Genomic DNA, 21,671 nt, shown 5'->3' on the forward strand with positions numbered 1-21,671 from the left:
CTTACATCGGCGATAAGTTAAGGAAGAAGCGTTGCAGCCAGCCCATATTTTGCGCTTCGTTGATGTAGCCGTTGCCGACGTACTCAATGCGCGCATCCGCCACCTGTGTGGACGGTACGGTGTTGGTGCCGCTGATAGTGCGAGGGTTAACCACACCGGAGAAGCGAATGAATTCCGTACCCTGGTTAATGGCGATCTGTTTTTCGCCCACCACGTGCAGGTTGCCGTTCACCAGAACCTGGTCAACCGTTACCGTCAGCGTTCCGCTGAAGGTATTGCTGGCGTTCGCGCCACCTTTACCGTTAAAGGTGTTGCCGCCGGAGGCTTCCACATCCGCACGGGCGTTGCCGAACAGCCCTTGCAGATAGCGCGGTACGGTGTCGAAGCCAAAATTGGTTTTGCCGTCGCGGCTGGCGTTCGCCGACGAACTCTTGCTCGCGCTGACGTTTTCCTGCAAAACAATGGTCAGCGTATCGCCGACGTTACGCGGACGACGGTCTTCAAACAGCGGCTGATAACCGTAGTTAATCGGCTGCGCGGTCTGGAAAATAGAGCCGTTCACCACCGGCGAGGGGCCGGGAACGGGTTGGGCGGTAGTCGCACCCTGTACCAATGGTTTAGACGGGATCCAGGCACACCCGCTGAGGGTGACAGCCAGAAAAGTCAGGATCGGATAACGAAACGCCGCGTTTTTTTGCATTGCCTTCATCTTCGAAAACAGGGAGCCGGTGCGACGTATACCGCACCGGGCTACACCTTAGAGTTGCGTCAGTTTTTGCAGCATCTGGTCGGTCGTCGACACTGCTTTACTGTTAATTTCATAGGCGCGCTGGACCTGGATCATATTCACCAGTTCTTCCGCCACGTTAACGTTCGAGGTTTCCACATACCCCTGGTACAGCAGCCCCGCACCGTTCAGGCCGGGGGTACTTTCATTTGGCGTGCCGGAAGACTGCGTTTCGGTGTAGAGGTTCTCACCGATGCTTTCCAGTCCGGTATCGTTCATGAAGGTCGTCAGGTTGAGCTGACCAACCTGAACCGGCGCGGCCTGACCTTGCTGAGTGACGCTGACGATACCGTCACGGCCAATGGTGATGCTCAGCGCGTTCGCCGGGATGGTGATCGCAGGCTGAACCTGGAAGCCGCCCGCCGTCACCAGCTGACCATTCTGATCCACCTGGAACGAACCATCGCGGGTATAGGCGGAGGTCCCGTCAGGCAGTTGCACCTGGAAGAAACCCTGACCTTTGATGGCAACGTCTTTGCTGTTGTTGGTCTGGGACAGGTTGCCCTGGCTGTGCAGACGCTCGGTAGCGACCGGGCGGACGCCGGTACCAATTTGCAGACCGGACGGCAGCGTGGTTTGCTCAGAAGACTGCGCCCCTGGCTGACGAATCGTTTGATAAAGCAAATCTTCGAAAACCGCACGCTGGCGCTTGAAACCATTGGTGCTGACGTTTGCCAGGTTGTTGGCAATTACATCCATATTGGTTTGCTGTGCGTCCAGACCGGTTTTCGCGATCCATAAAGAACTGATCATAGGGAGTCCTGTTAACTCATAGCCAGAAGTTGGTTAGCCTTGCCTGCGTTTTCATCGACGCTGCTGATGATTTTCATCTGCATTTCGAAGCGGCGGGCGCTGGCGATCATGTCGGTCATGGCTTCGACCGGTTTGACGTTACTGCCTTCCAGCACGCCGGACATCACGCGGATGGTCGGGTCGGCCTGTAACGTGGCGCCACGCGTGGCCTGCGCCGCCTGGGTCAGACGGAACATCCCGTCATCACCACGCTGCACTTCGTTGCCTTCCGCTTTCACCAGCTTCAGACGACCGACAGGCGCAACGGTGTTCGCCGGGTCGCCCGGATTCAACGCCGAGATCGTCCCGTCTGCCGCAATGGTCAGCTCTGACCCTTCCGGCACCGTCAGCGGACCGGCTTCGCCCATCACCGGATGCCCCTGAATCGTCAACTGTCCGGTGGCGCTCACCTGAATGTTACCGTTGCGGGTATACCCTTCTGCGCCGTCAGCCGTTTGCACCGCCAGCCAGCCGTCCTGCTGAAGGGCAACGTCCAGCGGACGCGCGGTGTAATCCATCTGGCCTGGCGTCATGTCGGCGCCCGGCGTGGAGGCGGTGACCAGCGTACGCGTGGGCAATGACAGCCCTTCTACCGGCACCGCACGCAGTGCGTTGAGCTGTGCACGAAAACCAGGCGTGGAGGCGTTCGCCAGGTTGCTGGCGGTAACAGCCTGCTGATTGAGCGTCTGGCTTGCAGCCCCCATCGCTGTATATATTGCGTGATCCATTGCGCTTTCCCGTCAGCCGCTTAACGCAGGTTAACCAGCGTGTTGAGGATCTGATCCTGGGTTTTGATGGTCTGCGCGTTGGACTGGTAGTTACGTTGCGCGACAATCATGTTCACCAGCTCTTTACTCAGATCGACGTTGGAGGCTTCCAGCGCGCCGTTGGTCAGCGTGCCGAAGTTACCGGAACCCGCGGTACCCAGCAGGGCAACACCGGAAGACTGCGTGGCAGACCAGACGTTATCCCCTTCGGACTTCAGGCCTTCGTTGTTGGCAAAGTTTGCCAGCACGATCTGGCCCAGCACCTGGGTCTGTTCGTTGGAGTAGTTACCGACAACGGTGCCATCATCGTTGATCTGGTAGCTCACCAGGTCGCCCGGCTTATAGCCGTTCTGGCTCGTCGCCACGATGTTGTTCGCACCGGTGTTCTGTTGCATGGAGCTCTGGAAGCTCAGAGAGAACTCGGCAGGCTCCGCACCGCTAATGATGCCAGTAGTAATGTTGATAGCTGGGGTGGCGTTTGGCGTAGCGCTTATCACGCCAGCAGCGTCGTAGTTATAAACACCCGCCAGGTTACCGTTACTGTCGAAGCTCATCTGTGCCGCTTTTTTTGAAGGAGAACCCGCTACGCTGCCATCCTGGGTATACACATCCCATTTGTTGTCAGTTGTTTTGACATAGAACAGGTTCATGTTGTGCGCATTACCCTGGCTGTCAAACACCGTCACGGTGCCTTTCTTGTTGTAAGAGTCAGGGTTGGCCGGGTCGAATGCGACGGTTGGCGCGGTATCGGTGGAGTTCAGGTTGATCTGCTGAGAGGCCGTGGTGGTGGACTTCGCCGCCATCAGCGTCGTTGGGATGGTGATCGCCTGCGGATTCGCACCGGTTTGCACCGTCGGCGGCGTGCCGGCAACCGGATAACCGGTTAACTGTAGCCCCTGCATGTTCACCAGGTTACGGTTTTCATCCAGCTTGAACTGGCCGTTGCGGCTGTAGAACACGGAACCGTTGGCATCCACCATACGGAAGAAACCGTTCTGGCTGATGGCGACATCCAGACCACGACCGGTGTTGGTGGTCGTCCCGTCGGTGAAGTCCTGGGTGATACCCGCAACCTTCACGCCCAGGCCCACTTTAGAGCCTGCAAACATATCTGCAAAAGACGCAGAACCGGATTTAAAACCATAGGTCGCGGAGTTGGCGATGTTGTTGCCAATGACGTCCAGGTTGGTGGCCGCAGCATTCAGGCCGCTGACCGCTTGAGAAAAGGCCATGACTTACTCCTGATAAGTATGAAGGCTTAGATAATCTGCCGAACTTCGTCGAGTGTGGTGGTACCGGAGGTACCCAAATCCAGTTTGTTGCCATCGCTACCTTTGATGACGCCCTGAACCAGGGCAAACTGTAGCGGCTGAGCCACCAGCTGCGTGGTGCCGTTGCTGGCGCTAATCGCAACCTGATACGAGCCGTTAGGCGCTTTAGTGCCGTCGGTCAGGCTGCCATCCCAGGTAAAGGTATGAACGCCCGCTTTAAGCTCGCCAATCTCAATCGTGCGCACCACGTTGCCGCTGGCGTCTTTGATGGTGGCGGTGACTTTGTCGGCCGGTTGCTGCAACTCAACGCCAAATGGCGTCGTGGTGGTGGTGGACGTGCCATCGGTGTTGCTGGTGCCCGCCAGAATCGTGGTCCCCGGGATCATCACCCCGTGACCGATCAGGTTGGCGGCCTGCAAGGACTGGCTGTTATCGATTTGACCGGAGACCGAGCCGAGCGTGGTGTTCAGTTTCTCAATGCCGCTGACGGTACTGATCTGCGCAAGCTGCGTGGTCAGTTCGTTATTCTGCATCGGATTGGTCGGGTCCTGATTTTTCAGCTGTGCCACCAGCAGGGTCAGAAAGCTGCTCTGTAAATCGGAGGCATTGCTCCCGGTGAGGGAGCTGGAACCGGTTGCACTACTGGTGCTGTTGACGCCGGTATTTGTCGGGTCATTCACGTTTACGGCGATGGACATGCGTGTCTCCTTTACTGGCCGAGAGTGAGTGTTTTGAGCATCATGCTCTTCACGGTATTAAGCACTTCGACGTTTGCCTGGTAGCTGCGTGACGCGGACATGGAGTTCACCATCTCCCCGACCACATCCACGTTCGGCATTTTCACGTAGCCGCTGGCATCCGCGAGCGGGTTGCCTGGCTCGTAAACCAGCTTGTCGGGCGCCTGGCTCTCAACCACGTCCGCCACTTTCACGCCGCCCGTTGCCGCACCCGGTGCAGCATCAACCTGGAAGACGACCTGTTTAGCGCGATACGGTTGTCCGTCAGGTCCTGTCACGCTGTCGGCGTTGGCCAGGTTACTGGCTGCCACGTTCAGTCGTTTGGACTGCGCCGTTAATGCCGAACCGGCGATATCAAAAATATTCAGCAAGGCCATTTACTAATTGCCCCCCTGCAGGACGGTCATCATGCCTTTGATTTGCCCGCCGAGTAGCGTCAGGCCTGTCTGGTATTGCAGGCTGTTATCGGCAAACTGTGTGCGTTCCCGGTCCATGTCGACGGTGTTGCCATCAAGCGAGGGCTGATCGGGAATACGGTAAAGCAGGTCGGTCGTTGGCGCGGTCATCGCCTGAGCGGGAATATGCCGTGAGGATGTCAGGGCAAGTGAGACACCCGTCCCTTCGGCACGTCCACGCTCCATCACTTTTTTGAGTTCACTGGAAAAATCAATATCGCGCGCCTGATACCCGGGGGTGTCCGCGTTGGCGATATTGGCGGCTAAAATTTCCTGCCGCTGGGCGCGTAAGTTGAGCGCTTCCTGCTGAAAACGTAACGCGGCGTCGAGTTTATCGAGCATGTCTCCTCCGCTGATGAGAAAATTTCAGTTCACAGCTTAAATCTCACCCCGTCTCCCCTATCGACGGAATAAGCGCAAAATGCGTCGCTATTTGTTGCGTTGATGGAAAACCACTGCGGGTAGAATTTGCTTAATTCTGGACATGGTGGAACGTGCGATGCGGACTTTTAAACGTGGCCTTGCGGCGACCCTGCTGCTTTTGAGCCCTCTTGTGCAGGCTGAGGGGTTAGAGAACCAGCTCAATGCATTCTTTGCGCAGAAGCTGGCCGGTTTCAGCGATGACGTACGCGTGACCGTACGCACCCCGCCTAACCTTTACCCTTCCTGCGAAGCCCCGTCATTTAGCGTGACCGGCAGCACCCGATTATGGGGCAACGTGAATGTGCTGGCGCGTTGCGCCAACGAAAAACGTTATTTACAGGTTGCGGTTCAGGCGACAGGCAATTATGTTGTCGCCGCCGTTCCCATTCCCCGGGGCAGCCTGCTGCAACCAGACAGCGTAACGCTGAAGCGAGGCCGTCTGGATCAGCTTCCACCGCGGACGATGCTGGATATTAACCAGGCTCAGGAGGCAGTCAGCCTGCGCGATGTCGCTCCTGGACAGGCGATACAGCTCTCTATGCTGCGCCAGGCGTGGCGGGTGAAGGCGGGACAACAGGTGATGGTGGTCGCCAATGGCGAAGGCTTTAGTATCAACAGTGAAGGAAAAGCGCTGAATAATGCCGCAGTAGCACAAAATGCCCGGGTCAGAATGTCCTCAGGCCAGGTGGTCAGCGGCACGGTCGGTCCTGATGGGAATATTCTGATTAACCTGTAATCTTTTTAAAGATTTCGCGGCCACTGCCGATAAATATTCAACAAATGATGATGTCAGGCGCAAACGCCGCGAACCCTCGATGAGGACAACACTATGAGCATTGATCGTACATCAGCCCTGAAGCCGGTTAGCACTGTACAACCTCGCGAAACGAATGAGGCTGCCCCGCAAAAAACGCGTCTGGAAAAAACCTCGACGGCTAACAGCACCAGCGTCACGCTGAGCGATGCGCAGTCGAAGCTGATGCAGCCAGGCAGCAGCGATATCAACATGGAACGAGTTGAAGCGCTGAAAACGGCTATCCGTAACGGCGAACTGAAAATGGATACCAGCAAAATCGCTGATGCGCTGATTCAGGACGCACAGAGTTTCCTCCAGAGTAACTAACCGTATGAGTCGACTGTCAGAAATACTGGATCAGATGACGGTGGTCCTGAACGACCTGAAAACGGTGATGGACGCAGAACAGCACCACCTCTCTTCTGGTCAAATCAACGGCAGCGCGTTGCAACGCATTACTGAAGATAAAAGCTCGCTGCTGGCGACCCTGGATTATCTGGAAAAACAGCGACGCGCTGAGCAAGACACGAAACGCAGCGCCAATGATGAGATCAACGAACGCTGGCAGACCATTACAGAAAAAACCCAGCATCTTCGCGATCTCAACCAGCATAACGGCTGGCTGCTGGAAGGTCAGATTATCCGTAATCAGCAGGCGCTTGAGGTGTTAAAGCCCTATAAAGAGCCGGGGCTGTACGGTGCGGATGGTCAAACGGCCACGGCACGTATCACGGGCGGGAAAAAGATTTCGATTTGACGCACTAGCGGCATGTCATGAAGCGGGGAGCACCTTCTGGTGACTCCCCTTTTGGCGTTTATACCGTGCGGCGGGTAAACTCTTTTACCTTGAAGCCAAGCACCGCCAGCGTGGCAAAGTACGCCACCACCCCGACCACCACCACGGCCATCAGACGCATCAGGCGGTAAGGCATGGTGCCCTGCGCCCACTCAGGCATGACATACAACATGCCAACCAGCGCGGCCGCCATCACTACTACCGCGATCGCCAGACGCAGCAAGAAGCTTGCCCAGCCCGGCTGCGGGGTGAAGATATCCTGCTTACGCAGCTGCCAGTACAGCAGCCCGGCGTTGAGACAGGCCGCCAGACCAATCGACAGTGACAGACCCGCGTGTTTCAGCGGACCAATAAACGCCAGGTTCATCAGCTGCGTCATGATCAGCGTCACAATGGCAATCTTAACCGGCGTTTTGATGTCCTGACGTGAATAGAAGCCGGGCGCAAGCACCTTCACGACAATCAGCCCCATCAGCCCCACTGAGTAGGCTACCAGTGCACGCTGGGTCATGGCGGCATCAAAGGCGGTGAATTTTCCATACTGGAACAACGACACCGTCAGCGGTTTCGCCAGGATCCCCAGCGCCACCGCGCTTGGCAGCGCCAGCAGAAAACAGAGACGCAGACCCCAGTCCATCAGGCGGCAGTATTCATCGTGGTTGCCGCTGGCGAAACTTTTCGACAGCGACGGCAGCAGAATAGTCCCCAGCGCCACGCCCAGCACCCCGGATGGAAACTCCATCAGCCGGTCGGCGTAGTACATCCAGGACACCGAGCCCGACACCAGGAAAGAGGCGAAGATGGTATTGATGATGAGCGAGATCTGGCTGACGGACACGCCGAGTATTGCCGGTCCCATCTGTTTGATAACGCGCATTGCGCCCGCATCTTTGAAATTAATGCGCGGCAGAACCAGCATGCCGATCTTTTTCAGGTGCGGAAGCTGGTAAGCAAGCTGTAACACCCCGCCGACGGTCACGGCCCAGGCCAACGCCAGCACCGGTGGGTTAAAATGCGGCGCGGCGAACAGCGCAAAGCCAATCATGCTGACGTTAAGGAACGTGGGGGCAAAGGCCGGCACGGAGAAGCGGTTCCAGGTATTCAGGATGGCACCCACCAGCGACGCCAGCGAAATCAGCAGAATATAGGGGAAGGTTATCCGCAGCAGTTGCGTCGTCAGGGCAAATTTATCCGCCGTGTCGGCAAAGCCCGGCGCCGTTACCATGATTACCCAGGGCGCTGCCAGCATCCCCAGTACGGTCACGATCGCCAGCGCCAGCGTCAGTAAACCGGAAACGTAAGCCACAAAGACGCGGGTGGCATCTTCGCCCTGCTTGCTTTTATATTCCGCGAGGATCGGGACAAATGCCTGTGAGAAAGCCCCTTCGGCAAAAATACGGCGCAGCAGGTTCGGCAGCTTGAACGCAACGAAAAAGGCGTCAGTCGCCATCCCTGCGCCAAAAACCCTTGCCACAATGGCATCGCGAGCAAAGCCAAGCACGCGGGAAAACATGGTCATCGAGCTGACGGCCGCCAGCGATTTTAATAAGTTCATTAACGTGAAGTTCCACAACCCTACGGATTTCCAGGACGGATAAGCGAAAGCGCCACCCGGCAAAGCCAACAAGCGGCGCTTAGTCTAACCGGATTTCAACGAATTACTATCGGCAGATGTTACAGCGAGTTATTCCGACATCGCTTCGCGCCAGAGTCGTTCCACGATGCGCTGCGCCAGAATGGCCTGCTCCCCGGACGTTTCAGGAACCGTCTGATTCTGCACGCAGGTAATGAAGTGACGCGCGCAGCCCACAAAGCCACGCTGCTCCAGGGTGCTCTGCCAGCCGGGAACGGGTAACGCGAGCACGCCATTGCCCTTCTCTTCCCGCCACTCTCGCATATCGGTGACGTCATACAGCGCGCCATCCGTAACGGCCTGCACGGACTCGCGTTGGCTGCCCGCACGACGATGCATGCTGGTCGTCACCTGTAAATGCTCAACGGCAAAATGATGTTCGGCGTAAACCATTTCACCCTGCTCGTTGGTCAGCAGCGTGCCGCTTTGCAGCTGGGCTTTTCCGTTACTCAGCCACAGGGCCGTATCCACGACGTGGAGATAATCATCCAGCAGCGTGAACCGCAGATCGTTCGGCCCTACGCTGTCGGTACGGTGCTTATCCATACGCAGAGAGGCAAACGAGCCGGACTGCGCTTTAAGCTTCTGATAGAGCGGCGCAAAACGGCGGTTGAAGCCGACCATCAGCGTCAGCTTTTTACGCGCGGCCAGCTCAATCAGTCGTTCAGCATCCTGCACATTTTCCGCCAGCGGCTTATCAACGCAGACGTGAACGCCTGCGTTCAGCAACTCGCTCACCACCTGGAAGTGCGTCGCGGTTGAGGTATGCACAAATACCGCATCACATTCACGGGCTAAATCCTGGAGTGAGCCAGCATAAGGGATGCGCCAGGTTTTGCAGATGCGCTCTGCTTTCTCGCGGGTGGGCGACCACGCCCCTTGCAGCGTCCAGTCTGACGCGGCGCCTAAAACGGGCAGCCATGCTTTTTGCGCAATCCCGCCCAGCCCCACCACTCCAATGCGTAATGTAGTCACGGTTAATCTCCCAGGTGTGCGAGTAAAGCATCCAGACGCTGCTTCAGCCCGGCAACCTCGTCTTCCAGGGCTGCCACGCGCGCGATCAGGCTGTCGTTTGATGCTGGCGTGTCGGAATCGACGGCCAGCGTAGAGGACTCCACGTCGCCGCTAAACAGGTGCATGTAGCGGCTTTCACGCTTGCCCGGCTCGCGGGCCAGACGCACCACGTAAGGACCGTCCTCGCTTGAGGCTAATCCCTCCAGCGTCTGTTCAACGTCCTGCATATCCTGAAACTCATGCATGCGGGAGGCGCGTGTTCGCAGTTCACCCGGCGTCTGCGCCCCGCGCAGCAGCAGCGTGGTGATAACCGCCACTTCTGCGGCGCTGAGTTTTAAATCGCCAAATTCGGAATTACAAAAGCGCTGTTCATATTTAGTGACGCGATTACCGAAGCCGCTGACGGTGCGCAGGTAGTGGCGCTTCACCAGCTCATCAAGGATATCCTGCACCTCGTACTCGCCAAGGTTCATCACCGGCTCACGGTTCGTCTTTTGGTTGCAGGCCATCGTGACCGCATTCACGGAAAGAGGATACTGTTCCGGCGTCGTAACCTGCTTTTCCAGCAGGCAGCCAATCACGCGCGCTTCGGCGCCATTTAACTGATATTTCATCTTTTCTCCTTAACGACCCGCGGTCCACTCCTGCGTGGTGAGCGCGGTGAGGACATGGTCCCGCCACTCGCCGTCAATCAGCAGATAATCTTTGGCATAGCCCTCTTTCTCAAACCCCAGGCGGGCCAGCAGATCGCCGCTGCGCTTATTGTGCGGCATGTAGTTCGCCATAATGCGATGGATATGTTGCGTGCGCTGCATGTAGCGAATCGCCGCCGTCAGCGCCTCAAACATGAGCCCCTGCCCCTGCCATTTCTGGCCGATGGAATACCCGAGATAGCAGGCGTGAAACGACCCGCGTACTACGTTTGAAAAATTGGCAATGCCAACGATCTCTTTCTCTTCCGGATCGAGAAGCGCGAAATAAAACGCACTTCCCTGTTTGTGAAATTCCGCAATCATACTGAGGCGCGCCTGCCAGCCAGAGGGGTAGCAATGGCTCTCGTCCCGAACGGGTTCCCAGGGTTTTAAAAACTGGCGATTCTCGGCGTAATAATCCGCCAGACGCCAGGCATCACGCTCATGCACCAGACGAACGACCAGCCTGTCCGTCGTCAGACGCACTTTTGGCACATTACTGCGATAGCCAAACATCGATACCACTCCTTCCCGTCGCTTCTGCTCTGCCTGTTAGCTTTACTATACCTGCGCCTGTGCCTTCTGTGAAAACAGTGACATACCATTTTTATCGCTTTTCACATTTTTCGATGAGAACTCTCTATCAAAGCACCTTTTTGATAAAAAAATATTGTCGCCAGCAGGTATGTGAAAAAGCGCGGCGACACCGCAGAATATTAGCGTGCTCACCTTTTATTTTCCCTGGAGGGAAAATGTCCCGCGTATCACAGGCCAGGAGCCTGGGTAAATATTTCCTGCTCGTCGATAACATGCTGGTCGTACTCGGCTTTTTTGTCGTTTTTCCACTTATATCGATTCGTTTTGTCGATCAAATGGGCTGGGCGGCGCTGATGGTCGGGATCGCGCTGGGCTTACGCCAGTTTGTACAACAGGGTCTTGGCGTGTTTGGCGGGGCAATAGCCGACCGCTTTGGTGCGAAACCGATGATCGTCACCGGCATGCTGTTACGTGCGGCGGGATTCGCCACGATGGCAATCGCTCATGACCCCTGGCTGCTGTGGTTCTCCTGTTTCCTTTCCGGGATTGGCGGCACCCTTTTCGACCCACCGCGTACCGCGCTGGTAGTCAAGCTGATCCGCCCACAACACCGGGGTCGTTTCTTCTCAATTTTGATGATGCAGGACAGCGCTGGCGCGGTGGTGGGTGCCCTGCTGGGAAGCTGGCTGCTGCAATACGATTTCCGCCTGGTCTGCGCCACCGGCGCGGTGCTGTTTATTCTCTGCGCGCTGTTTAACGGTCTGTTTCTGCCCGCATGGAAGCTGTCGACGGTAAAAGCGCCGGTGCGGGAAGGGCTTGACCGCGTGCTGAGCGATAAACGCTTCGTCACCTATGTTTTAACGTTGACCGGCTACTACATGCTCGCCGTGCAGGTCATGCTGATGCTGCCGATTATGGTTAACGATATTGCCGGCACGCCGGCGGCGGTAAAATGGATGTATGCCATTGAGGCCTGCCTTTCTCTGACTCTGCTCTATCCGATTGCCCGGTGGAGCGAGCGCCGTTTCCGGCTTGAGCACCGTCTGATGGCCGGGCTGTTGCTGATGACGCTGAGCATGATGCCCATCGGCCTGGTGAGTTCACTCCAGCAGCTGTTTATGCTGATTTGCACCTTCTATATTGGCTCAATCATTGCCGAGCCGGCCCGTGAAACCCTGAGCGCGTCACTTGCCGACGCCCGGGCCCGTGGCAGCTACATGGGCTTCAGCCGTCTCGGACTGGCGCTTGGCGGCGCGCTGGGTTACACCGGTGGCGGCTGGCTGTTTGATGCCGGAAAAGCGCTCCATCAGCCGGAGCTGCCGTGGGTCATGCTCGGTATGGTCGGCTTTATGACGCTGATTGCCCTCTGGTGGCAGTTCAGTGATAAACGCAGCACCCGCGGGATGCTGGAGCCTGGCGCCTGACCTTCTGGGGGAGGATATTTACCTCCCTTCACTATCAGTTTTTTCTGCTGGTTTCTCCAGGATCACCCTGACATACTGGCGTATCAGGACAGATGCGCCGATTTTATGTTGAGGAACACCATGAAAAAGATCGTTATTGCCGCTGCGTTAATTGTCAGTGGGCTGCTGGTGGGATGTAACCAGCTTACGCAGTACACCGTCAGTGAGCAGGAAATTAATCAGGCGCTGGAAAAACATAATAACTTTTCAAAAGATATCGGCGTGCCCGGCCTTGCGGATGCACATATCGTCCTGACGAATCTCGCCAGCCAGATTGGGCGCGAGGAGCCTAACAAAGTCACCCTGTCCGGCGATGCCAGCCTCGACATGACCTCGCTCTTCGGCAATCAGAAAGCGGATATCAAACTGAAGCTCAAGGCGCTGCCGGTCTTTAATAAAGAGAAAGGGGCAATTTTCCTGCAAGAGATGGAAATCGTCGATGCGGTCGTCACGCCGGATAAAATGAAACCGGTGCTGCAAACGCTGATGCCTTATCTCAACCAGTCGTTACAGAACTATTTTAACCAGCAGCCCGCCTACGTTCTGAGCGAAGACAAGAGTAAGGGCGAATCTCTGGCGAAAAAATATGCCAAAGGGATAGAGGTGAAACCGGGTGAAATCATCATTCCTTTCACCGACTAAATACTCCGGGCGCTCAGGCGCCCGTTTTTTTTAACGGAATAGTGTGCAAACGAAAACGTTTCCGCTTATGATTTGTGTCCGGCAAAAACAGCCATCTTATGACTGATCCCTTTCAAGCCGGAGCTTCCATGACTGTACAATCCCAGGTTCTCAAAATCCGCCGCCCAGACGACTGGCATATCCATCTTCGTGATGGCGACATGCTGAAAACCGTCGTGCCGTATACCAGCGAAATTTATGGCCGTGCGATTGTTATGCCTAACCTGGTTCCGCCAGTCACCACCGTCGAGGCCGCGATCGCCTATCGCCAGCGTATCCTTGACGCCGTTCCGGCCGGGCACGATTTTACTCCGTTGATGACCTGCTACCTGACGGACTCGCTGGATCCCAATGAGGTTGAGCGCGGATTTAACGAAGGTGTGTTCACCGCCGCGAAGCTCTACCCGGCAAACGCCACCACCAACTCCAGCCATGGGGTGACGAGCATCGACGCCATCATGCCCGTTCTGGAGCGAATGCAAAAACTGGGAATGCCACTGCTGGTGCACGGGGAAGTGACCCACGCTGACATTGATATTTTCGATCGCGAAGCGCGTTTTATCGAAACGGTCATGGAGCCGCTGCGCCAGCGTCTTCCTGGGCTGAAGGTAGTGTTTGAACACATTACGACCAAAGATGCCGCAGAGTATGTCCGGGATGGAAACGAATTGATTGCCGCCACCATCACCCCGCAGCACCTGATGTTTAACCGTAACCACATGCTGGTGGGTGGCGTTCGCCCACATCTGTATTGTCTGCCGATCCTCAAGCGCAATATCCACCAGCAGGCGCTACGTGAGCTGGTCGCCAGCGGCTTCCCGCGCGCGTTCCTCGGCACGGATTCCGCCCCGCATGCCCGTCATCGAAAAGAGGCGAGCTGCGGTTGTGCAGGCTGCTTTAACGCCCCGACCGCCCTGGCAAGTTACGCAACCGTCTTTGACGAGATGAACGCGTTAGGCCATTTCGAAGCCTTCTGCTCCCTTAACGGCCCGCGTTTCTACGGTCTGCCGGTTAATGACACGTTCATTGAGCTGGAGCGCAAAGAAAGCCAGGTTGAAGCGTCGATTGCGCTCACCGACGATACGCTGATCCCCTTCCTGGCAGGTGAAACCGTAAGCTGGACGGTAAAAAGCTAAAAAATTGTCATCCCCCTGTTGTCAAACCGCCAACATAACTGTATAAATAAACAGTATATTACACAGGGGGCATTTATGCGTATTGAAGTCACCATTGCCAAAACCACCGTCCTGCCTGCTGGCGCACTCGACGCTCTGGCGGGTGAGCTATCCCGACGTATTAACAGCACTTTTCCTGAAAACGATGGCGCCATAACGGTACGTTATGCGACAGCAAACCATCTTTCCGTCATTGGCGGCGCGAAAGAAGACAAAGACCGCATCAGCGAAATTTTGCAGGAAACATGGGAAAGCGCCGACGACTGGTTTATCACTGATTAAAATTTGCTCCCTCATTGTGTTTTTTTGCCGGGTCGCCCCGGCTTTTTTTTCGTTTCGTCTCCTGAAAGTTCAAAATATTTCAGTATCTTCTTAGAAAATCGTGAACAAGATGACGTTTTATTGTTCGAACAATCCTAAAAAGCAGAAAAATGTGTTGCTACCCGTTTATTTTTTCCTGCGGAACCCTTATTAATTGATATACTGAAAAAGCTTTCAGAAAAACATGCATTGAACCTCAAAGTCGTTGTCTTCTAACACGCATTAAGGGGGTTATAATGGAAAAGAATAATGAAGTCATCCAGACCCATCCACTCGTTGGCTGGGATATCAGCACCGTAGACAGCTACGATGCGCTGATGCTGCGTTTGCACTACCAGACCCCGAATCAGCTAAACCGTGACGAAGCGGAAGTTGGACAGACGCTGTGGCTTACAACAGACGTCGCCCGTCAGTTTATTTCTATTTTGGAAGCAGGCATCGCAAAAATAGAATCTGGCGACTACCAGGAAAATGAGTATAAACGGCATTGACCTTATGCCCCTTTTCCCTCAACAGGCACCCTCGCGGTGCCTTATTTATTTCGCTCTTGTATAAGCCCACATAGTTAATTACTCTGCTAACAAAGCGTTAGTAAAGAGAAGCCTATGAAATACGATTTGATCATTATCGGAAGCGGCTCCGTTGGATCTGCAGCCGGTTATTACGCTACGCAGGCGGGTCTGAATGTGCTGATGATTGACGCCCACCTACCCCCTCATTCTGAAGGAAGCCATCACGGCGATACCCGTCTCATCCGTCACGCTTACGGCGAAGGTGAGCGCTATGTACCGCTGGTGCTTCGGGCTCAGACGCTGTGGGATGAGCTGGCCGCACTCACCGAAGAACGCATTTTTGAGCGCACCGGGGTTATTAATCTGGGGCCCGCCAACTCCACGTTTCTGGCGAATGTCGAGGAGAGCGCGAAAGCCTACCGTCTGGACGTTGAGCGTCTGGATGCGAACGACATAATGGCGCGCTGGCCGGAAATTTCTGTCCCTGAAGACTACATTGGATTGTTTGAAGCCAATTCCGGGGTACTGCACAGCGAAACGGCCATTAAGACCTGGATTGATCTCGCCGCCAAAGCGGGCTGCGCACAGTTGTTTAACTGTCCGGTCACGGGTATCACCCACCATGCCGGGGGTTCAACCGTCACCACGTCTGAAGGTGAATATACCGCCACGCGCTTGCTGGTGAGTGCGGGAACGTGGGTGACGAAACTGCTGCCGGATCTGCCCATCCAGCCGGTACGCAAAGTCTTCTCCTGGTTCCAGTCTGACGGGCGTTACAGCAGCCAGAACAAATTCCCGGCGTTCACGGGCGAGTTACCTAATGGCGACCAGTACTACGGTTTCCCCTCGGAAAAAGACGCGCTCAAGATTGGCAAACATAACGGCGGACAGGTCATTTCCTCTGCGGAAGAACGCAAGCCGTACGGAGCCTATCCGCAGGATGGTTCCGAAGCCTTCACGTTCCTGCGTAATATTCTGCCGGGCGTAGGCGGGTTGCTTTATGGCGCAGCGTGCACCTACGACAATACGCCAGATGAAGACTTCATCATCGACACCCTGCCTGGGCACGACAACACCCTGATCGTAACCGGGCTCAGCGGTCACGGGTTTAAATTTGCCTCTGTGTTAGGTGAAATCGCCGCCCAGTTTGCTCAGGGGATTGCGCCTTCGTTTGATCTCAAACCCTTCGCGCTCTCGCGCTTTAGCCGATAATACCGCTACAGGCTCCGAATAACCGGAGCCTGATTTGCGAGAGGATCATGATGCGCAGACTGGTGGATTACCTTATCAATAACATCCGCGAGCATTTCATGCTCTACATTGTCCTTTGGTCGCTGCTGGCGATTGTTGACGTCATCTTTATTGTATTCTTCTGAAAACCATCACTGACGTTTATTGACACTCCTTTAAACTTATTTAACTTATAGTTTTTATAAAAAGTCATCTCAAATTTATTGAACGAAGCGATTGAAATACATTGCGGAAACATATTCAAATTCGCTGAAATAAAATAACTAAATAACATTATTCCTTTTTTTCAGTTGCATTATTTAATTAATCCGGCCATTTTTATTGCTCAGTCATTTGAGAACGGAAATTCATATGCAATGGCGTAACTCCTCCAGCCGCTACGGAATAATATCCATGTGTTTACACTGGCTATTTGCACTTGCTGTCTATGCCATGTTTGGTCTCGGCCTCTGGATGGTGACATTAAGCTATTATGACGGTTGGTATCATCAGGCCCCTGAATTGCACAAAAGCATTGGGGTTCTGCTGATGATGGGTCTGGTTTTCCGCGTGATCTGGCGACATCTCTCTCCGCCCCCTCCAGCCCCCAAAAGCCATGGCCGTCTTACCCGCATAAGCGCTGTTGGCGCACATATCGCACTCTATGCCCTGCTGTTCGCCATTCTGATCAGCGGTTATCTCATTTCGACCGCAGACGGCAAACCGATCAGCGTGTTTGGGCTCTTTGACGTCCCTGCCACGCTGGCTGACGCCGGTTCACAGGCTGACACCGCAGGTGTGGTTCATCTGTGGCTGGCATGGAGCGTGGTGATCCTGTCTGTTCTGCATGGCCTTGCGGCCCTGAAACACCACTTTATCGATAAAGACGATACGCTGAAGCGCATGCTTGGCCGTTCGTCAGTTGACTCTGGAGCATAAAATGAAAAAACGCCTGTTGGGTATCGTATTAGGTTCGCTGTTATTTACCACCGGTTCGGCCATTGCCGCCGACTATAAAATTGATAAAGAAGGCCAGCATGCCTTCGTCAATTTCCGTATTCAGCATCTGGGTTACAGCTGGTTATATGGTACGTTCAATGATTTCGATGGCACATTTAGTTTCGACGAGAAAAACCCTGCTGCCGATAAAGTAAACGTCACCATTAATACTAACAGCGTCGACACTAATCACGCCGAGCGTGATAAACATCTGCGCAGCGCTGAATTCCTGAACGTAGGCAAATTCCCGCAAGCTACTTTCGCGTCGACAGAAGTGAAGAAAGACGGTGATAAGCTCGCTATTACCGGTAATCTTACGCTGAACGGCGTAACAAAACCGGTAACACTGGATGCGAAATTAATCGGCCAGGGCGACGATCCGTGGGGCGGAAAACGTGCTGGCTTTGAAGCCGCCGGCAAAATTCATCTGAAAGATTTTAATATCACCACAGATTTAGGACCGGCATCGCAGGATGTAGAGCTGATTATTTCGGTGGAAGGCGTTCAGCAGAAGTCATAAAACAGGCCCGGCAGGCTTTTACGCCGCCGGGCAATGTTTTACTCCGGGTCCGGAATACCCAGTTTGGTATTCAGTCGGCCCCGGGATTTATTAAAGATCTTATTCCCGTTCTCGCGCCCGGCACGGCGACGACGTTGCTCTTCTTCAGGCAGGATACTCTCTTCACTGCACAGCTCGCTACAGCAGCCATTAAACTTCTCGGCACATGCAGGACACTGAATAAACAGAAGATGACAACCGTCGTTTTTGCAGTTGGTATGCGTGTCGCACGGCGTACCGCACTGGTGGCAGTGAGCGATTACGTCCTCTGAAATTCGCTCGCCCATACGCTCATCAAACACAAAGTTTTTACCGATAAAACGCACCGGTAACCCCTGCTCGCGGGCGCGGCGGGCATATTCAATGATCCCACCCTCAATATGCCAGACTTTATTAAAACCGTTGTGTTTCATCCAGGCACTGGCTTTTTCGCAGCGGATCCCCCCGGTGCAATACATAACGATCTTTTTGTCTTTATGCTCCTGCATCATCTCAACCGCTTTCGGCAGCTGTTCGCGGAAAGTGTCGGCAGGAATTTCCATCGCATTCTCGAAGTGGCCCACTTCATATTCGTAGTGGTTACGCATATCGATGAACACTGCATCCGGATCGTCGAGCATCGCGTTCACTTCAGCGGCCTTGAGGTACTCCCCCACATTAGCGGCATTGAAGTTCGGATCGTCGATGCCATCCGCCACAATACGCTCACGCACCTTCATGCGCAGCACCCAGAACGATTTGCCGTCATCATCCAGCGCAATGTTCAGGCGTAAGCCGTTAAGCGCCGGATCAAAACCATAAAGGAAATCGCGGAAGGCGCTGACTTTGCTTTCCGGCACGCTGATCTGCGCGTTAATACCCTCACGCGCCAGATAGACGCGACCAAACACGTTCAGGGCGGTGAAAGACTGGTAAAGCGCATCGCGGGTCGCCTGTGGATCGTTGATGGTAAAATATTTATAGAAAGAGATCGTTGTGCGCGGTTCGGTTTCGGCCAACATACGCGCTTTCAACATCTCATTCGAAACGCGGTTGTGTAACACTGGCATGGTGTACAAGTCCTGCAATCGTTGAGAAATAAAAATCGGTCGGCATGATATAGCAAACAAAGACAATTTACATCCACACAATTTACGCTACATTTCAGTCAACCTGATTAATCAGACTTAACACTTGCATATTCTTTCATGTTTCGATGACAGACATTTTGGCTATGCCTCAAAAAATGAGACAATAGCCCTTCAGGACGTTAGAACACAGGACAGACATGACCCAGTTACCGAAATTTACTGCCGCGCTTTTACACCCACGCTATTGGTTAACATGGTCAGGCATTGGCTTGTTGTGGCTAATTGTACAGCTGCCTTATCCCGTAATTTTCCGCATGGGTAAAGGACTGGGCCGCATTGCTCAACAATTTATGAAGCGTCGCGCCAGGATCGCGTATCGAAATCTTGAGCTTTGCTTTCCTCAGATGAGCGAATCTGAGCGTCACGACATGGTGGTTAAAAACTTCGAATCTGTCGGCATGGGACTGATGGAGACCGGTATGGCCTGGTTCTGGTCTGATAAGCGCATGGCGCGCTGGACGGAAGTGGCCGGAACCGGCATGGATCCGGTGCATAATCTCCAGGCCAACCAGACTGGCGTCCTGCTGATTGGCGTTCATTTCCTGACGCTCGAAATTGGCGCGCGCATGTTCGGCATGCAGGCACCGGGTATTGGCGTTTATCGTCCCAACGATAATCCGGTTATCGATTTGATACAGACCAACGGACGCATGCGCTCGAATAAAAGCATGATCGACCGCAAAGACCTTAAAGGGATGATCCGCGCCCTCAAATCAGGTGAAGTGGTCTGGTATGCCCCGGATCATGACTATGGCCCGCAATCCAGCGTGTTTGTCCCGTTCTTTGCGGTGGAAGATGCGGCGACAACCACCGGGACCTGGATGCTGGCGCGGATGTCCAAAGCGGCTATCGTGCCGTTTGTGCCGCGCCGTAAGCCGGACGGTTCAGGCTATCAGCTTATCATGCTGGAGCCGGAACTCGCTCCGCCGCTCGACGACGCGGAAACTACCGCGCGCTGGATGAACGGCATTGTGGAGAAATGCATTATGCTCGCTCCCGAGCAGTACATGTGGCTGCATCGCCGCTTCAAAACCCGGCCTCAGGGCGTCCCTTCTCGTTATTAATCTGCATGCGGTCTTCCGGGCCGCAAGCTGTTTTAGCTTTAAAAGCTCCCCGTCATTGCGGCAATCATACCCCAGGCGCATAATTAGCAGGCTTATTACCTCACTGGTCACGGTGCCCTGCACCTCATTATGCGGATAGTTATGTCCTCCACAGATGCTCCCATAAACTGGAAACGCAACCTGACGGTTGCATGGCTGGGTTGTTTTCTTACTGGCGCCGCCTTTAGCCTGGTAATGCCCTTCCTGCCCCTCTACGTTGAACAGCTCGGCGTCACCGGCCATAGCGCACTGAATATGTGGTCCGGCCTGGTGTTCAGCATTACGTTCCTGTTCTCCGCCATTGCGTCGCCTTTCTGGGGTGGGCTTGCGGATCGCAAAGGCCGCAAAATTATGCTGCTGCGCTCCGCGCTCGGCATGGCGATCATAATGCTGTTGATGGGGGTGGCGCAGAATGTCTGGCAGTTTCTGATATTACGCGCGCTCCTGGGTCTGCTCGGGGGATTTATCCCCAATGCCAACGCCCTGATCGCAACCCAAAGCCCACGCCATAAAAGCGGCTGGGCATTGGGTACGCTCTCCACTGGCGGCGTAAGCGGCGCACTGCTGGGTCCGCTGGCGGGCGGGCTGCTGGCCGACCATTACGGACTGCGGCCGGTATTCTTCATTACCGCCAGCGTGCTGTTCCTCTGCTTCCTCGTGACGCTTATCTGCATCCGTGAGAATTTCACGCCGGTAGCCAAAAAAGAGATGCTGCACGCCCGGGATGTGCTGGCCTCGCTGAAAAACCCAAAGCTGGTGCTGAGCCTGTTTGTGACCACCATGATTATTCAGGTGGCCACCGGTTCAATCGCGCCTATTCTGACGCTCTATGTCCGCGACCTGGCCGGCAACGTCAGCAATATCGCCTTTATCAGCGGCGTGATCGCCTCTGTTCCCGGCGTGGCCGCGTTGCTGAGCGCGCCGCGGCTCGGCAAGCTGGGCGATCGCATCGGCCCGGAGAAAATTCTGATCTGCGCCCTGATCCTCTCCGTTCTGCTGCTGATCCCCATGTCGATGGTGCAGTCTCCCTGGCAGCTCGGCGTGTTGCGCTTTCTGCTGGGCGCAGCGGACGGCGCGTTGCTTCCTGCGGTGCAGACGCTGCTGGTTTATAACTCCACCAACCAGATTGCCGGGCGTATTTTCAGCTACAACCAGTCGTTTCGCGATCTGGGTAACGTCACCGGGCCGCTGGTCGGCGCGGGGGTTTCGGCCAGTTTCGGTTTCCGGGCGGTCTTTATCGTGACGGCAGGCGTCGTGCTGTTCAACGCTGTTTATTCCTGGCTCAGCTTATCCCGGGCGCTACGCCCGGCGCGCATAACACAACATCGTGACGGCTAATTTACGCATTCATACTTGCAAAATCATATAATCAGCTATTCTTTCCCTGAATACCTTCACGAAAAACAGGGAGACACCAATGACCATGTACGCCACGCTGGAAGAAGCAATTGATGCCGCTCGCGAAGAATTCCTCGCCGATAATCCCGGCATTGAGGAAGAAGATGCTGACGTGCAACAACTCAATATCCAAAAATACGTTCTTCAGGACGGCGATATTATGTGGCAGGCCGAATTCTTTGCTGATGAAGGTGAAGACGGAGAATGTCTGCCGATATTGAGTGGTGAAGGTGCGCAGGCGGTATTCGACGGCGACTATGACGAAATTGAGTTACGTCAGGAGTGGCTGGAAGAAAATACGCTGCATGAATGGGATGAAGGTGAGTTTCAGCTCGAACCGCCGCTGGATACCGAAGAAGGTCAGGCCGCAGCGGACGAATGGGACGAGCGATAAGCTCTC

General features: G+C 54.9%; 27 protein-coding genes. 15 read left to right on the forward strand and 12 right to left on the reverse strand.

The genetic code is table 11. The annotated features are described in order from the left end of the window. Nucleotide 1: 1 nt before the first annotated feature. The 7 genes from flgH to flgB are packed head-to-tail and all read right to left on the reverse strand — an operon-like array spanning nucleotide 2 to nucleotide 5,151. Complete coding sequence (gene flgH, locus IM282_RS17595) at nucleotides 2-700, reverse strand: flagellar basal body L-ring protein FlgH (protein WP_192970670.1); 699 nt, start codon at nucleotides 698-700, stop codon at nucleotides 2-4. A 57-nt stretch (nucleotides 701-757) separates the two neighbouring features. Then, complete coding sequence (gene flgG, locus IM282_RS17600; protein ID WP_000625853.1) at nucleotides 758-1,540, reverse strand: flagellar basal-body rod protein FlgG; 783 nt, start codon at nucleotides 1,538-1,540, stop codon at nucleotides 758-760. Between the two features lie 11 nt (nucleotides 1,541-1,551). Further along, the gene (locus IM282_RS17605) at nucleotides 1,552-2,307 is read right to left on the reverse strand and encodes a flagellar basal body rod protein FlgF (RefSeq protein WP_022647727.1); all 756 of its coding nucleotides are present in this window, start codon (nucleotides 2,305-2,307) and stop codon (nucleotides 1,552-1,554) included. Between the two features lie 20 nt (nucleotides 2,308-2,327). Further along, on the reverse strand, nucleotides 2,328-3,578 hold the full coding sequence (gene flgE, locus IM282_RS17610) for a flagellar hook protein FlgE (RefSeq protein ID WP_048966508.1): 1,251 nt from the start codon (nucleotides 3,576-3,578) through the stop codon (nucleotides 2,328-2,330). Nucleotides 3,579-3,604: 26 nt separating this feature from the next. After that, nucleotides 3,605-4,315, reverse strand: a complete 711-nt coding sequence (flgD, locus tag IM282_RS17615) for a flagellar hook assembly protein FlgD (RefSeq protein ID WP_048966509.1) — start codon at nucleotides 4,313-4,315, stop codon at nucleotides 3,605-3,607. Between the two features lie 11 nt (nucleotides 4,316-4,326). Continuing rightward, a complete protein-coding gene (gene flgC / locus IM282_RS17620) occupies nucleotides 4,327-4,731 on the reverse strand; it encodes a flagellar basal body rod protein FlgC (RefSeq protein ID WP_003857997.1) in 405 nt (134 codons plus the stop codon). 3 nt (nucleotides 4,732-4,734) lie between these two features. Then, on the reverse strand, nucleotides 4,735-5,151 hold the full coding sequence (flgB, locus tag IM282_RS17625) for a flagellar basal body rod protein FlgB (RefSeq protein WP_003857999.1): 417 nt from the start codon (nucleotides 5,149-5,151) through the stop codon (nucleotides 4,735-4,737). A gap of 157 nt (nucleotides 5,152-5,308) precedes the next feature. Here flgB and flgA point away from each other — a divergent pair, with 157 nt between their 5' ends. The 3 genes from flgA to flgN all read left to right on the forward strand — a co-directional run bounded on the left by flgA (nucleotide 5,309) and on the right by flgN (nucleotide 6,785). After that, complete coding sequence (gene flgA / locus IM282_RS17630) at nucleotides 5,309-5,968, forward strand: flagellar basal body P-ring formation chaperone FlgA (protein WP_022647723.1); 660 nt, start codon at nucleotides 5,309-5,311, stop codon at nucleotides 5,966-5,968. A gap of 93 nt (nucleotides 5,969-6,061) precedes the next feature. Then, on the forward strand, nucleotides 6,062-6,355 hold the full coding sequence (gene flgM, locus IM282_RS17635) for a flagellar biosynthesis anti-sigma factor FlgM (protein ID WP_003858002.1): 294 nt from the start codon (nucleotides 6,062-6,064) through the stop codon (nucleotides 6,353-6,355). Nucleotides 6,356-6,359: 4 nt separating this feature from the next. After that, on the forward strand, nucleotides 6,360-6,785 hold the full coding sequence (gene flgN / locus IM282_RS17640) for a flagella biosynthesis chaperone FlgN (protein WP_022647721.1): 426 nt from the start codon (nucleotides 6,360-6,362) through the stop codon (nucleotides 6,783-6,785). A gap of 58 nt (nucleotides 6,786-6,843) precedes the next feature. On the opposite strand, the gene murJ is transcribed toward flgN, so the two are convergent. The 4 genes from murJ to rimJ form a co-directional block, all read right to left on the reverse strand. Then, nucleotides 6,844-8,379, reverse strand: a complete 1,536-nt coding sequence (gene murJ / locus IM282_RS17645; RefSeq protein WP_017384735.1) for a murein biosynthesis integral membrane protein MurJ — start codon at nucleotides 8,377-8,379, stop codon at nucleotides 6,844-6,846. Between the two features lie 129 nt (nucleotides 8,380-8,508). Beyond that, complete coding sequence (locus IM282_RS17650; protein ID WP_058647113.1) at nucleotides 8,509-9,432, reverse strand: Gfo/Idh/MocA family protein; 924 nt, start codon at nucleotides 9,430-9,432, stop codon at nucleotides 8,509-8,511. Between the two features lie 2 nt (nucleotides 9,433-9,434). Next, nucleotides 9,435-10,085, reverse strand: a complete 651-nt coding sequence (locus IM282_RS17655; protein WP_192970671.1) for a YceH family protein — start codon at nucleotides 10,083-10,085, stop codon at nucleotides 9,435-9,437. A 9-nt stretch (nucleotides 10,086-10,094) separates the two neighbouring features. Beyond that, nucleotides 10,095-10,679, reverse strand: coding sequence for a ribosomal protein S5-alanine N-acetyltransferase (gene rimJ / locus IM282_RS17660; RefSeq protein WP_003858007.1), 585 nt, complete (start codon nucleotides 10,677-10,679; stop codon nucleotides 10,095-10,097). Between the two features lie 236 nt (nucleotides 10,680-10,915). On the opposite strand from rimJ, the gene mdtH reads away from it, so the two are divergent. The 9 genes from mdtH (at nucleotide 10,916) to IM282_RS17705 (ending at nucleotide 17,601) form a co-directional block, all read left to right on the forward strand. Then, the gene (mdtH, locus tag IM282_RS17665) at nucleotides 10,916-12,124 is read left to right on the forward strand and encodes a multidrug efflux MFS transporter MdtH (protein WP_022647718.1); all 1,209 of its coding nucleotides are present in this window, start codon (nucleotides 10,916-10,918) and stop codon (nucleotides 12,122-12,124) included. A gap of 120 nt (nucleotides 12,125-12,244) precedes the next feature. Beyond that, complete coding sequence (locus IM282_RS17670; protein WP_023305855.1) at nucleotides 12,245-12,805, forward strand: lipoprotein; 561 nt, start codon at nucleotides 12,245-12,247, stop codon at nucleotides 12,803-12,805. 128 nt (nucleotides 12,806-12,933) lie between these two features. Then, nucleotides 12,934-13,980 (forward strand): dihydroorotase, encoded by a 1,047-nt coding sequence (gene pyrC / locus IM282_RS17675; RefSeq protein ID WP_022647716.1) that lies wholly within the window; start codon nucleotides 12,934-12,936, stop codon nucleotides 13,978-13,980. Nucleotides 13,981-14,055: 75 nt separating this feature from the next. Continuing rightward, nucleotides 14,056-14,301, forward strand: coding sequence for a DNA damage-inducible protein I (dinI, locus tag IM282_RS17680; RefSeq protein WP_022647715.1), 246 nt, complete (start codon nucleotides 14,056-14,058; stop codon nucleotides 14,299-14,301). A 275-nt stretch (nucleotides 14,302-14,576) separates the two neighbouring features. Further along, a complete protein-coding gene (gene bssS / locus IM282_RS17685; RefSeq protein ID WP_023299782.1) occupies nucleotides 14,577-14,831 on the forward strand; it encodes a biofilm formation regulator BssS in 255 nt (84 codons plus the stop codon). A 114-nt stretch (nucleotides 14,832-14,945) separates the two neighbouring features. Next, nucleotides 14,946-16,064 (forward strand): N-methyl-L-tryptophan oxidase, encoded by a 1,119-nt coding sequence (solA, locus tag IM282_RS17690; protein ID WP_048966095.1) that lies wholly within the window; start codon nucleotides 14,946-14,948, stop codon nucleotides 16,062-16,064. Between the two features lie 50 nt (nucleotides 16,065-16,114). Continuing rightward, a complete protein-coding gene (locus IM282_RS17695; protein ID WP_192970675.1) occupies nucleotides 16,115-16,228 on the forward strand; it encodes a YceO family protein in 114 nt (37 codons plus the stop codon). Nucleotides 16,229-16,454: 226 nt separating this feature from the next. Next, on the forward strand, nucleotides 16,455-17,021 hold the full coding sequence (locus tag IM282_RS17700; protein ID WP_022647712.1) for a cytochrome b: 567 nt from the start codon (nucleotides 16,455-16,457) through the stop codon (nucleotides 17,019-17,021). A gap of 1 nt (nucleotide 17,022) precedes the next feature. Beyond that, nucleotides 17,023-17,601 carry a YceI family protein gene (locus tag IM282_RS17705; protein ID WP_192970672.1) on the forward strand — a complete coding sequence of 193 codons (579 nt, stop codon included), beginning with the start codon at nucleotides 17,023-17,025 and terminating at the stop codon, nucleotides 17,599-17,601. A gap of 38 nt (nucleotides 17,602-17,639) precedes the next feature. On the opposite strand, the gene IM282_RS17710 is transcribed toward IM282_RS17705, so the two are convergent. Beyond that, on the reverse strand, nucleotides 17,640-18,689 hold the full coding sequence (locus IM282_RS17710; RefSeq protein WP_045307930.1) for a rhodanese-related sulfurtransferase: 1,050 nt from the start codon (nucleotides 18,687-18,689) through the stop codon (nucleotides 17,640-17,642). Between the two features lie 218 nt (nucleotides 18,690-18,907). Here IM282_RS17710 and IM282_RS17715 point away from each other — a divergent pair, with 218 nt between their 5' ends. The 3 genes from IM282_RS17715 (at nucleotide 18,908) to IM282_RS17725 (ending at nucleotide 21,665) form a co-directional block, all read left to right on the forward strand. Next, the gene (locus IM282_RS17715; RefSeq protein ID WP_063199465.1) at nucleotides 18,908-19,834 is read left to right on the forward strand and encodes a Kdo(2)-lipid IV(A) acyltransferase; all 927 of its coding nucleotides are present in this window, start codon (nucleotides 18,908-18,910) and stop codon (nucleotides 19,832-19,834) included. Between the two features lie 141 nt (nucleotides 19,835-19,975). After that, nucleotides 19,976-21,211 carry a multidrug efflux MFS transporter MdtG gene (gene mdtG, locus IM282_RS17720; protein ID WP_192970673.1) on the forward strand — a complete coding sequence of 412 codons (1,236 nt, stop codon included), beginning with the start codon at nucleotides 19,976-19,978 and terminating at the stop codon, nucleotides 21,209-21,211. A gap of 79 nt (nucleotides 21,212-21,290) precedes the next feature. Continuing rightward, nucleotides 21,291-21,665 carry a MysB family protein gene (locus IM282_RS17725; RefSeq protein WP_003858026.1) on the forward strand — a complete coding sequence of 125 codons (375 nt, stop codon included), beginning with the start codon at nucleotides 21,291-21,293 and terminating at the stop codon, nucleotides 21,663-21,665. The last annotated feature ends 6 nt before the right edge of the window (nucleotides 21,666-21,671 follow it).

Origin of the sequence: Enterobacter cloacae complex sp. P29RS (assembly GCF_014893445.1) — a bacterium.
In the GTDB taxonomy this organism is placed as follows: Bacteria; Pseudomonadota; Gammaproteobacteria; order Enterobacterales; family Enterobacteriaceae; genus Enterobacter; species Enterobacter intestinihominis.

Coding starts and splice junctions, on each gene's coding strand:
- flgG (WP_000625853.1), bottom strand. CDS start 1,540: ATGATCAGTTCTTTATGGATCGCGAAAACCGGTCTGGACGCACAGCAA.
- flgC (WP_003857997.1), bottom strand. CDS start 4,731: ATGGCCTTGCTGAATATTTTTGATATCGCCGGTTCGGCATTAACGGCG.
- IM282_RS17670 (WP_023305855.1), top strand. CDS start 12,245: ATGAAAAAGATCGTTATTGCCGCTGCGTTAATTGTCAGTGGGCTGCTG.
- murJ (WP_017384735.1), bottom strand. CDS start 8,379: ATGAACTTATTAAAATCGCTGGCGGCCGTCAGCTCGATGACCATGTTT.
- flgE (WP_048966508.1), bottom strand. CDS start 3,578: ATGGCCTTTTCTCAAGCGGTCAGCGGCCTGAATGCTGCGGCCACCAAC.
- flgM (WP_003858002.1), top strand. CDS start 6,062: ATGAGCATTGATCGTACATCAGCCCTGAAGCCGGTTAGCACTGTACAA.
- IM282_RS17710 (WP_045307930.1), bottom strand. CDS start 18,689: ATGCCAGTGTTACACAACCGCGTTTCGAATGAGATGTTGAAAGCGCGT.
- IM282_RS17655 (WP_192970671.1), bottom strand. CDS start 10,085: ATGAAATATCAGTTAAATGGCGCCGAAGCGCGCGTGATTGGCTGCCTG.
- flgN (WP_022647721.1), top strand. CDS start 6,360: ATGAGTCGACTGTCAGAAATACTGGATCAGATGACGGTGGTCCTGAAC.
- IM282_RS17725 (WP_003858026.1), top strand. CDS start 21,291: ATGACCATGTACGCCACGCTGGAAGAAGCAATTGATGCCGCTCGCGAA.
- IM282_RS17715 (WP_063199465.1), top strand. CDS start 18,908: ATGACCCAGTTACCGAAATTTACTGCCGCGCTTTTACACCCACGCTAT.
- flgD (WP_048966509.1), bottom strand. CDS start 4,315: ATGTCCATCGCCGTAAACGTGAATGACCCGACAAATACCGGCGTCAAC.
- flgH (WP_192970670.1), bottom strand. CDS start 700: ATGCAAAAAAACGCGGCGTTTCGTTATCCGATCCTGACTTTTCTGGCT.
- IM282_RS17700 (WP_022647712.1), top strand. CDS start 16,455: ATGCAATGGCGTAACTCCTCCAGCCGCTACGGAATAATATCCATGTGT.
- IM282_RS17605 (WP_022647727.1), bottom strand. CDS start 2,307: ATGGATCACGCAATATATACAGCGATGGGGGCTGCAAGCCAGACGCTC.
- flgA (WP_022647723.1), top strand. CDS start 5,309: ATGCGGACTTTTAAACGTGGCCTTGCGGCGACCCTGCTGCTTTTGAGC.
- solA (WP_048966095.1), top strand. CDS start 14,946: ATGAAATACGATTTGATCATTATCGGAAGCGGCTCCGTTGGATCTGCA.
- IM282_RS17695 (WP_192970675.1), top strand. CDS start 16,115: ATGCGCAGACTGGTGGATTACCTTATCAATAACATCCGCGAGCATTTC.
- rimJ (WP_003858007.1), bottom strand. CDS start 10,679: ATGTTTGGCTATCGCAGTAATGTGCCAAAAGTGCGTCTGACGACGGAC.
- IM282_RS17705 (WP_192970672.1), top strand. CDS start 17,023: ATGAAAAAACGCCTGTTGGGTATCGTATTAGGTTCGCTGTTATTTACC.
- pyrC (WP_022647716.1), top strand. CDS start 12,934: ATGACTGTACAATCCCAGGTTCTCAAAATCCGCCGCCCAGACGACTGG.
- bssS (WP_023299782.1), top strand. CDS start 14,577: ATGGAAAAGAATAATGAAGTCATCCAGACCCATCCACTCGTTGGCTGG.
- dinI (WP_022647715.1), top strand. CDS start 14,056: ATGCGTATTGAAGTCACCATTGCCAAAACCACCGTCCTGCCTGCTGGC.
- mdtG (WP_192970673.1), top strand. CDS start 19,976: ATGTCCTCCACAGATGCTCCCATAAACTGGAAACGCAACCTGACGGTT.
- flgB (WP_003857999.1), bottom strand. CDS start 5,151: ATGCTCGATAAACTCGACGCCGCGTTACGTTTTCAGCAGGAAGCGCTC.
- mdtH (WP_022647718.1), top strand. CDS start 10,916: ATGTCCCGCGTATCACAGGCCAGGAGCCTGGGTAAATATTTCCTGCTC.